At 74.2% G+C, this 9,863-nt stretch carries 8 protein-coding genes; 6 read left to right on the top strand and 2 right to left on the bottom strand.

Annotated features, from left to right (window positions below):
- Window positions 1-196 precede the first annotated feature (196 nt).
- The 5 genes from ACFVYK_RS11840 to ACFVYK_RS11860 all read left to right on the top strand — a co-directional run bounded on the left by ACFVYK_RS11840 (window position 197) and on the right by ACFVYK_RS11860 (window position 6,823).
- Window positions 197-1,498: a polyprenyl synthetase family protein gene (locus tag ACFVYK_RS11840; RefSeq protein ID WP_389771830.1), complete on the top strand. Its 1,302-nt coding sequence runs from the start codon at window positions 197-199 to the stop codon at window positions 1,496-1,498.
- On the top strand, window positions 1,495-3,081 hold the full coding sequence (gene crtI, locus ACFVYK_RS11845; protein WP_389771833.1) for a phytoene desaturase family protein: 1,587 nt from the start codon (window positions 1,495-1,497) through the stop codon (window positions 3,079-3,081). Before ACFVYK_RS11840 ends, crtI begins: the two co-directional genes overlap by 4 nt.
- Window positions 3,078-4,160: a phytoene/squalene synthase family protein gene (locus ACFVYK_RS11850; protein ID WP_389771836.1), complete on the top strand. Its 1,083-nt coding sequence runs from the start codon at window positions 3,078-3,080 to the stop codon at window positions 4,158-4,160. The genes crtI and ACFVYK_RS11850 overlap by 4 nt, the downstream gene beginning before the upstream one ends.
- Window positions 4,157-5,299 carry a DUF5914 domain-containing protein gene (locus ACFVYK_RS11855; RefSeq protein ID WP_389771838.1) on the top strand — a complete coding sequence of 381 codons (1,143 nt, stop codon included), beginning with the start codon at window positions 4,157-4,159 and terminating at the stop codon, window positions 5,297-5,299. The genes ACFVYK_RS11850 and ACFVYK_RS11855 overlap by 4 nt, the downstream gene beginning before the upstream one ends.
- 264 nt (window positions 5,300-5,563) lie before the next feature.
- A complete protein-coding gene (locus ACFVYK_RS11860) occupies window positions 5,564-6,823 on the top strand; it encodes an NAD(P)/FAD-dependent oxidoreductase (RefSeq protein WP_389771840.1) in 1,260 nt (419 codons plus the stop codon).
- A gap of 62 nt (window positions 6,824-6,885) precedes the next feature.
- Here ACFVYK_RS11860 and ACFVYK_RS11865 read toward each other — a convergent pair whose 3' ends face one another.
- Both ACFVYK_RS11865 and ACFVYK_RS11870 read right to left on the bottom strand, forming a co-directional pair.
- On the bottom strand, window positions 6,886-7,848 hold the full coding sequence (locus ACFVYK_RS11865; RefSeq protein WP_389771842.1) for an anti-sigma factor RsbA family regulatory protein: 963 nt from the start codon (window positions 7,846-7,848) through the stop codon (window positions 6,886-6,888).
- Window positions 7,845-8,651 (bottom strand): MEDS domain-containing protein, encoded by an 807-nt coding sequence (locus ACFVYK_RS11870; protein ID WP_389771845.1) that lies wholly within the window; start codon window positions 8,649-8,651, stop codon window positions 7,845-7,847. The genes ACFVYK_RS11865 and ACFVYK_RS11870 overlap by 4 nt, the downstream gene beginning before the upstream one ends.
- Before the next feature lie 408 nt (window positions 8,652-9,059).
- Between ACFVYK_RS11870 and ACFVYK_RS11875 the strand changes: the two genes are divergently transcribed.
- The gene (locus ACFVYK_RS11875) at window positions 9,060-9,785 is read left to right on the top strand and encodes a GAF and ANTAR domain-containing protein (RefSeq protein WP_389771848.1); all 726 of its coding nucleotides are present in this window, start codon (window positions 9,060-9,062) and stop codon (window positions 9,783-9,785) included.
- The last annotated feature ends 78 nt before the right edge of the window (window positions 9,786-9,863 follow it).

The raw sequence follows: 9,863 nt of genomic DNA on the forward strand, positions 1-9,863 counted from the left end.
TCGTTTCTCGCGCCGCCCGTTCTGCCGACCGCTGTTCCTGCGCCGCGGTCTCGGCCCGTCGGCCGAGATCGGCCACACGTTCTCCCCCAATGGCGCATCCGTGGACGCCCTTTTCGCGGAAGGCATTACGTCAGACACCCAGGCGACCGCGGCGAGAGGAACCGGGATGCGCCCCACCGAGGCGAAGGATCTCCCTGTGGCCAAGAAGGCACCGGACCCTCACCCCATGCGCCCCGCAGGCGGATTTCCCCTGTTCGCAGACGGTCTCCCCGCCCCGGGCGCACCCGAAGAAGTTTCCCGGGCCCCGCGGCTCCGGCTGGACGGGGACGCCCTGGCGGACATCGACGCGGACGTGTCCGCAGCCGTGGGCCGACTGCTGGACGACCTTTTGGGCCAACGCGTGGAACGGGCCGCCGCCCTCGACCCGGTGTTCGGACACGATGTCGCCGAGCGCGTCGCCGCCTTCACACGGAAGGGGGGCAAGCGCATGCGTGCGCGGTTCGTGTGGTGGGCGCTGCGGGCCTGCGGCGGCGGCCTGAGGGAGGCGGAATCCGCCCTGCGGGTCGGTGCGGCCCTGGAACTGATCCAGACCTGCGCCCTCGTCCACGACGACGTCATGGACGGCTCCCGGATGCGTCGCGGCCGGCCCGTCCTGCACGCCGACGTCGCCGCCCAGTACGCCGGCGCCGTGGCCCCCGAACCCGGCCGGCGCTTCGGCGAAGCCGCGGCGATCCTCGCCGGCGACCTCGCCCTGGCCTGGGCGGACGACACGGTCGCCGCCATCGAGGTGGCGCCGGACACCGCCCGCAGGGTGCGCGATCTGTGGAGCACGATGCGCACCGAGATGGTCGCCGGTCAGTACCTCGACATACAGGGCCAGGTCACCTCCTCCGTTTCCCTGGCCCGCGCGATCCGCGCAGCCTGCCTCAAGAGCGCCCTGTACTCGGTGGAACGGCCGCTGGCGCTCGGAGCGGCCCTGGCGGGCGCGGACGCCGCGCGCACCGCGGCCCTGTGCTCGGCCGGCCGCTGCGTCGGCATCGCCTTCCAGCTGCGCGACGACCTCACCGACGTGTTCGGCGACCCCCTGCGCACCGGCAAGCCCACCGGCGGCGACATCCGGGCGGGCAAACCCACCTACCTGACGGCGGTGGCCCGTGCCCGGGCGGAAGCCACCGCGGACCGGCGCGCCCTGGCCGTGCTGCGCCGTTCGCTGGGTCGCGCCGATCTCTGCGACGGCCGTCTCGCCGAGGTCCGCGACGTGCTGGTGACCACCGGCGCGCGTGACATCGTCGAGGCGAAGATCGACCGGCTGGTCGCCCAGGGAATGCGCCATCTGGACTCCGCCGCGCTGGAGCAGCACGGCCGTCGCCGTCTTCGGGACCTGCTGCACGCGGCGGCCGGCACGACCCCCGGCTCACCGCCCGGACCGAGCGGAGCCGACGACGGGACGCCCGTCGCCGCACTGCTGGCCGTCGGCGCCGAAGGGGGCGTGCGATGACCAGGACCATCACCGGACCCACCGATCACGTGGTCGTGGTCGGCGCCGGGCTCTCCGGTCTGGCGGCCGCGCTGCACCTGCTCGGCGCGGGCCGCCGGGTCACCCTCGTGGAGCGCGACGCCCAGCCCGGAGGGCGCGCCGGACGCCTGGAGCGCGGTGGCTACCGCATCGACACCGGACCCACCGTGCTGACCATGCCCGACCTCGCCGACGAGGCGTTCGCCGCGGTCGGCGAGAACCTCCGCGACCGCGTCGACCTCGTCCCCCTGCATCCCGCCTACCAGGCGCGGTTCGCGGACGGCAGCAGCCTCGACGTGCACACCGACGCGGCGGCGATGGAGGCGGAGGTCGAACGCTTCGCCGGCGCCCGGGAGGCAGCGGGCTACCGGCGACTGCGCAGCTGGCTGGAACAGCTGTACCGGGCCCAGATGCGACGCTTCATCGACGCCAACTTCGACTCGCCCCTGCAACTGCTGACCCCGGACCTGGCCCGGCTCGCCGCCCTCGGCGGATTCGGACGCCTGGACGCGGGCATCGGCCGCCATCTGCGCGACGAGCGCCTGCGGCGTGTCTTCTCCTTCCAGGCGCTGTACGCCGGAGTCGCCCCGGAGCGGGCCCTGGCCGCCTACGCCGTGATCGCCTACATGGACACGGTCGCCGGCGTGTACTTCCCCCGCGGCGGTATGCACGCGCTGCCGCAGGCCATGGCGGACGCCGCCGCGCAGGCGGGCGCCGACCTGCGCTTCGGGCAGGCGGTCACCCGGCTGGAACGCTCCGCGGGCCGCGTCACCGCCGTCGTCACCGACCAGGACCGCATCCCGTGCGACGCCGTCGTCCTGACCCCCGAACTCCCGGTCTCCTACGGCCTGCTCGGTCGCACACCGCGCCGCCCGCTGCGCCTCCGGCACGCCCCTTCGGCGGTCGTCCTGCACGTCGGCACCGACCGGACGTGGCCCGGACTCGGCCACCACACGCTGTCGTTCGGCGGCGAGTGGCGCCGCACCTTCGACGAACTCACCCGCGAGGGCCGCCTGATGAGCGACCCGTCGCTGCTCATCACCCGCCCCACCGCCACCGACCCGACGCTCGCCCCGCCCGGGCACCACCTCCACTACGTCCTGGCCCCGTGCCCGAACACCGACATCGGGCCGGACGCCGCCGCCTGGGGCGATCTCGGCCCGCGGTACCGCGACAGCGTCCTGCGCGAACTCGACCGGCGCGGCTTCGAGGGCATCGCGGAGGCCGTCGAGGAGCAGGTCCTCGTCACGCCCGCCGACTGGGCGGCGCAGGGCCACGCGGCCGGCACTCCCTTCTCGGCCGCCCACACGTTCGCGCAGACCGGACCGTTCCGGCCGCGCAACCTGGTCCGCGGCGCCGACAACGCCGTACTCGCCGGGTGCGGCACCACACCGGGCGTCGGCGTCCCCACCGTCCTGCTGTCCGGCAAGCTCGCCGCGGCCCGCATCACCGGACGGCACACCACCGCCGTCGCCCCACACCCCGGCCCACGCGCCGTGCCGCGCGTGCCGGACGCGCCCGCCCGGCCGGACGCGCCGACCGTGTCGGAAGGAACGCGCTCATGACGACCCGTGAACTCGACGCGGCGGGCATCACCGAGCCGGTGCTGCGCGACGCCTACACGCGGTGCCGGCGGCTCAACGCCCGGCACGGCAGGACGTACTTCCTCGCCACCCGGCTGCTGCCCGTGGAGCGGCGGCCGGCCGTCCACGCCCTCTACGGCTTCGCCCGCTGGGCCGACGACATCGTCGACTCCCTGGACGCCGGCATTCCTCCCCAGCGCCGCGCGGCCGACCTCGCCAGGCTCCACGAGCGGCTCCAGCGGGGCCTGCGGGACGGCAGCAGCGCCGAGCCGGTCGTCCTGGCGCTGGCCGACACGGCCCGGCGCTACGCCATCGACCACGACCACTTCGGCGACTTCATGGCGTCCATGCGCAGCGACCTGGAGGTCACCGACTATCCGACCTACGACGACCTGTACGCGTACATGCACGGATCCGCGGCGGTGATCGGGCTGCAGATGCTGCCCGTCCTGGGCTCCGTGGTCCCGCGCGAGGAGGCCGCCCCGCACGCGGCCGCCCTCGGCGTCGCCTTCCAGCTGACCAACTTCCTGCGCGACGTGGGCGAGGACCTCGACCGCGGACGCGTCTACCTCCCCGCCGACCTGTTGTCCGCGCACGGCGTCGACCGGGAGCTGCTGCTGTGGAGTCGCCGCACCGGACGCCGCGACCCGCGCATCACCGACGCCTTCCGCGCCTTCGCCGACCTCACCCGCGGCGTCTACCGCGAGGCGGCGCCCGGCATCGCGATGCTCGAACCCGTGTCACGCCCCTGCATCCGCACGGCCTTCGTCCTCTACGGCGGCATCCTCGACGCCGTCGCCGCCGACGGGTACGCCGTCCTGCACCGGCGCGCCGTGGTGCCCCGTCGGCGGCGGGCCGTGGTGGCCGCCGACGGCCTGGCGCGTCTGACGGCGGCCCGGGCGCGGGCCCGCATGACCGGCCGGCCGGCGGCGGGCGTCACGCCCCGCACGGTGGCGCCGGCCGTGCGGCCCGCGCAGTCCGTCGCACCGGGGAGGCTGGTCGAGAAGCACCCGATGTCCCGGACCGTCACGGCGCAGCCACTGCACAAGGAGGTCACGTGAACCCCGACCGTTCCGTCCGCCGCGGACGCCTCCCCCTGTCGCTGCGCAGGAATCCGGTCGCCTGGGAACGTCAGCGGCCGACCTGGCGCGAGGCCCGCCCGGCCGTCATCGCCCAGGCCCTGAAGCGCGCTCAGGGCCGCCCTTCGGGCAACTGGTTCGTCGTGGGCGCGACCCGCGACGTGCGGGACGACCGTCCCCTCGCCCGGACGATCGCCGGACGGGAGGTCGTCGTCTGGCGCGACGCCACGGGCCGCCTCGTCGCCGGGCCGGGCATCTGCCCGCACCTGGGGGCGCCGCTGCGCGACAGCCCGGTCCGGTGCGGGACCCTCGTCTGCCACTGGCACGGACTCGCGCTCGGGGGCGCGCCGTTCGCCGGCTGGGAGCCCCTGCCCGCGCACGACGACGGCGTGCTGGTGTGGGTGCGTCTGGACGACGTGGGCGGCGAGCCGCCCCTGGAGGCGCCGGTGGTGCCGGCCAGGCCCGTCCTCAGCCGGGCGGTGACGGCCGTCTACGTGGGCGTCGGGACCTGCGAGCCGGAGGACGTCGTGGCCAACCGGCTGGACCCCTGGCACGGCGCCTGGTTCCACCCGTACTCCTTCGTCGATCTGACCGTCGTCGACATCCCCGCGACGACGACGCAGCGGGCGGGGACAGGAGCCGGAACGGAGGCCGGGGAGGAGACAGGAGACGCGTCGGGTGAGGAGGCGCGGTCAGCAGGCGAGGCACGAGCCGAGAGGCGAGCGGTGGCAGACGCCGGGGCCTCGGCGGCCGGCGAGGACGGTTTCGTCGTCGACGTCTCCTTCAGACTCGCCGGACGGCTCGTCGTACCGGTCCGCGCCGTCTTCACCGCACCCGAGCCGCGCACGGTCGTCATGCACATCACCGCCGGCGAGGGCCACGGCTCGGTCGTCGAGACGCACGCGACCCCGCTCGGCCCCGACGACCGGGGCAGGCCCCGCACGGCGGTGGTGGAGGCCGTCGTCGCCGCGTCGGACCGCACCGGCTTCGCCGTGGCACGACGGATGTCGCCGCTGCTGCGGCCCCTGGTGCGGGCCGCCGCCGGACGCCTGTGGCGCGACGACCTGGCCTACGCGGAGAGGCGCTGGCAGCTGCGCTCGACAGGACGTTTCCCCGGCTGAGCCCCCACGGCCGCACGAAGCCGGGGCGCGCCACTCGGCGGCGGGCGGATCGAGGACGGTCCACCCGGTCAACGACGATGCGCGCCGCCGACGCCCGCCGCCCGGACGCGCCGGCCGAACCCCGCGACCGCCACGCGACCGCCCCGCGTTCGCCCGGGGTGCGTCCGCGCCGGCGCCCGGCGGCGAAAAGGGCGTGACGGCGCTCAGCCACCAGCGGGCGGCCCCGCCCGTACGGGGGCGAGCCCGGCGACGGAAGGAGACGACGTGACCGACGTGACCGACGTGACCGCAGGGCAGCGTTCCCCCGAGGTCGTGGTGATCGGAGCAGGCGTCGCCGGCCTCGCCTGCGCCCAGGACCTCCTCGCGGCCGGAGTCGCGGTCCAGGTGCTGGAGGCCTCGGACGGGGTCGGCGGCCGGATGCGCTCCGACCGTGTCCAGGGCTTCGTGATCGACCGCGGCTTCCAGGTCTTCAACCCGTCGTATCCGCAGGTCCGGAGGCGGCTGGCGCTGTCTGCTCTGGCTCTGCGCCCGTTCACCCGGGGCGTTCTCCTGCACACCGACTCCGGCAGACGCCGGCTGACCGTCCCCGGCCCGCACCCGTCCTCGTTGGTCGACCTCCTGCCGGGCCGGGTCGCGGGACCGCGGGATCTGGCGGCCCTCGGCGCCCTCGCGGCCCGGGACGCGCTGATCCCGCCGCACCGGCTCAAGCGGAGCCCCGACCGCAGTACACGGGCGGCGCTCGCGCAGGCCGGGTTCAGCGAGGCGTTCGTCGAGCGCTTCTTCCGTCCCTTCCTGTCCGGAGTGTTCCTGGAGGACCGGCTGGAGACCTCCGCCCGGGTCTTCCACCTGGTGTGGCGCAGCATGCTGCGCGGCGCCCTGAGCCTGCCCGCCGACGGCATCGGAGCCGTCCCGCGCGCGTTGGCGGCCGCGCTGCCCCAGGGCGCCGTGCGGCTGGAGACCGCGGTGGAGCGGCTGACCGACGACGGCGTGGAGACCGCCGCCGGCGAAACCGTCCCGGCACGCGCTGTGGTGGTGGCCACCGGCCCCGGGCCGGCCGCCGCGCTGCTGCCGACGGTGACCGTGCCCGCGTACCGCACGGTGACGACGTACTACCACGCCCCCGCGCGCACGCCGCTGCCCGAGCCCACTCTGCTGGTCGACACCCGGCGGCGCTTCCTCAATACGTGCGTGCTGAGCGAGGTCGCTCCCGCCTACTCCCCGACCGGCCGGCCGCTCGTCGCCACCTCGGTGCTGGGCGCCGACGCGGAGGGCCGGGAGGCCGGTCTGCGCGAGACGCTGAGCGAGGCCTACGCGACCGACGCGACCGGCTGGGAACTGCTGACCGTCCGCACCGTCCCCGAGGCGCTGCCCTCGATGACGGCCCCACAGGATCTCGGTCGCACGACCCGGGTGGCCGCGGGCCGGTACGTGTGCGGCGATCACCGGGCCACGGGCTCGGTCCAGGGAGCCATGGCCTCGGGCGCCCGCGCCGCCCGCCAGGTCCTGCGCGACCTGCGGGCCTGACGACCAGGGACGACGCCCGTCCCGGAACGCGCGGCGGGACGTCGCTCGGCCGGGGCCGTCGCTCAGTCGGGCACGTCGACGTGCAGGCGGACGGTCGTGCCCTGCTCGCGCGTGGAGCGGATCTCGACGAGGTCGCAGAGCTGGTGGGCGAGCCAGAGGCCGCGGCCGCCGATCTGGTCGACGGTGGGGCGGGTGCGCCCGGCCATCACGTCGGGGATGTGGCCGGCGTCGCGGAACTCGCACAGGAACGTCGTGTCCTGGGTCCAGGTGCGCAGGGTCCCGCGGCCTCCGCCGTGCCGGATGCTGTTCGTGGCGATCTCCGTGACGGCGACGGCCAGCTTCCGCTGCTGATCCTCCGAGACGCCCGCGTCCGACGCGCAGCGTGAGACCTTCGAGCGGACCGCGGCCAGGTCGCCGTGCGTGTAATGCAGTTCCTGGAAGGGATCGCACGGCGGGTTCAGGGCCTCGAAGGGGTAATCCCCGTCTGCGAGGTAGCCCTCGTTGGGGACGTAGTGGCCGTTCCGGCGGATCAGCGGATGGCAGCGGGACAGGGTCTGCAGGGCGCTCCGGTCCTCGTCGGCGTCGTCGTAGGGGCACAGCATCGACCACGCGGAGCTGCGGACGAAGGCCCGGTTCAAGAGCCACTCGTGATAGCGCAGTTCCGACAGGTGCGCGGCGCTGCGGGCCTCGCGCCACGCCGTCTCCCCGATGCCGCGAACCGGCCTGTCGCCCTCTCCTCGCTCCTTCATCCAGTCCACCCAGGCGCCCACGAGCCGACCGGGGTTGGGGCCGAGGGTCATGGTGTCGACGAAGGTGACGTCGGGCTCGTCGGCGAGCTCGCCGCGCAGCAGCGACGCCTTGTCCGAGGGGACGGCGACGACCACGGCCTCGCCGCCTTCCAGAGCCTCGTGGATGTAGCCGAGCGTCCCGGAAAGGAACTGCTCGTCTCCGCGATAGGGGTAGAGCTCGTGGCGGAACGAGTGCTGCGCCCGGTCGGACGGCTGCGAGGGCAGGGTCTCGGTCATGCGGCCATCACCACCGGCAGGCCGGCGGTCGCGTAACCGGCGAGCTCCCAGCACAGCCGCACGGTCTCGTTGGCGCCTTCGACGACGATGCGCCGATCGGGAAGGTACCGGGCCGCGTCGACGAGTGCGTGCATGCCGGCGGCGTCGATCATGTCGAGGGTGTCGAAGCGCAGACTCACCTTGCGCGAACACCGCACCGCCGCGCGCACCGCGGTGTTGAACGCGTCAGCGCACTCCGAGTCGATCACTCCGTCAACGCTCCAGATGTCGGCGCCGGTGCTGTACATCCGGAAGGCCGGACGCTCAGCGCGCATGCCCATCTCATGCGGGTGCACACCTGCCATATGTTCCAGCGTAGGCCCGTCCCACTGAGACGACCGGAAGGCGCACACCACGATGGCGTTGCTCTCCGAGGCGAACTCGTCGAGCTTCAGCTCCTGGGCCACCAGTTCCTCGGTCTCGACGGGCTCTGCCGCGGGCACCCGTTCGGTCAGCACACGCACCGACCGGTAGCCCTCGCGGGCTGCGGTACGCGCTTCCCGGCGCACCGCGGCCAGCACGGAGTCGGGGTTCCCGTCGCGTGGCGCGTCGAGGATCACCGAGGCGGACGGGACCACCGCCAGGGGAAGACCCGAGACGGCGCCGGCGGAGCCGACCACCACGATCTTGTCGCCGTACAGAGCGCCGTCGGCCACGTAGGCGAGGACGTCCGCGGGGGAAGCGGCGGCCGGGTCCGTGTGCCAGCAGACGTGATCACCGAGCTCGACGTGGTCGAACGTGGCCAGCGTGCGCGCCGCTCTCACCTGGTCCCCTTCCGACCTACCAACCCCGTCCTCGGGTACAGAGGGTACCGGCCGGCCGGGAGGGCGTTGAGCCGAACGGGGTCAGCGACTCGCACGTCCCTTTCGGCACGGACGACACCGCGGGAAGGTCCGCGGGGCCGGGGCGCCCAGGTGTCGGGGGGACGAAGGACGCCGGGAGCCGGTCGGCGAGCGCGTCACGCCTGCGGTCGGCCGGCGGTTACCCGACGGCGGCCAGGGCGGACATGATCCGTTGGGCGCAGGGCAGCCGTGAAGGAGAACGCGCGCGACAGAGGCCACGCCGGGCCGGCCGACGACCGGCGTCGGGCAGTGGCCGCGCTGAAGGTGTCCCTGCGGGCCTCGGACTCCGTCGCCCCGACGCCACCAGATGCCGCTCAGAAGGAACCGACGATGCACGCCGACGCCGCTCACGACGGCAGCCAGCTCACTCAGTGGCTGCTGGACACCGATTCGCTCGAGGACTTCCTCCAGACCCTTGCCGCCGCCGCCCTCGACCTGTCCCGGGCCCAAGGCGTCGGCGTGACCATCGAACGCGAGGGCAAGGCGCTGACCGTGGCCAGCGCCGGAACCTCGGCGACGAAGCTGGACGAGAAGCAGTACGGCCAGGACGACGGCCCCTGTCTGCAGGCCCTGCGTACCGGCGAGGAGATCCACATCGCCGACATGCGCGAAGAGACCAGATGGGGCGATTACCCCGCCTACGCCGTCGACTGCGGAATCCTCAGCTCCCTCTCGCTGCCGATCGCCGCCCACACCCACACCTCCGGCGCCCTCAACATCTATGCCGCCCCGCCCCAGGCCTTCGTGCACAGCGACCTCGGCGCCCTGCGCGCTCTCGCCTCTCAGGCCACCGGCGGCATCGCCCTGGCCCAGCGCATCAGCGACACCCAGGAATTCGCGGAACAGATGCGGACCGCCATGCAGTCGCGCAGCCTCATCGACCAGGCCATCGGCGTGGTCATGGGCCGACGCCGCTGCAGCGCGCACGAGGCCTTCGGCGTCCTGCGGTCCGCCTCCCAGCAACGCAACATCAAACTCCGCGATCTGTGCGCCGAACTGATCACCGAGATCACCGGCCAGCCCCCGGCCCCTTCCGAGCTCCGCCGAAGCACGTGAGGAGTCCGGGACCGGTTCCCGCGGAAGCGGTGAAGAAACCAGGCAGATCCGCCGTGTGTTCTTGCATCCACCGGGCAC

The organism is Streptomyces sp. NPDC058291 (assembly GCF_042880855.1).
In the GTDB taxonomy this organism is placed as follows: Bacteria; Actinomycetota; Actinomycetes; order Streptomycetales; family Streptomycetaceae; genus Streptomyces.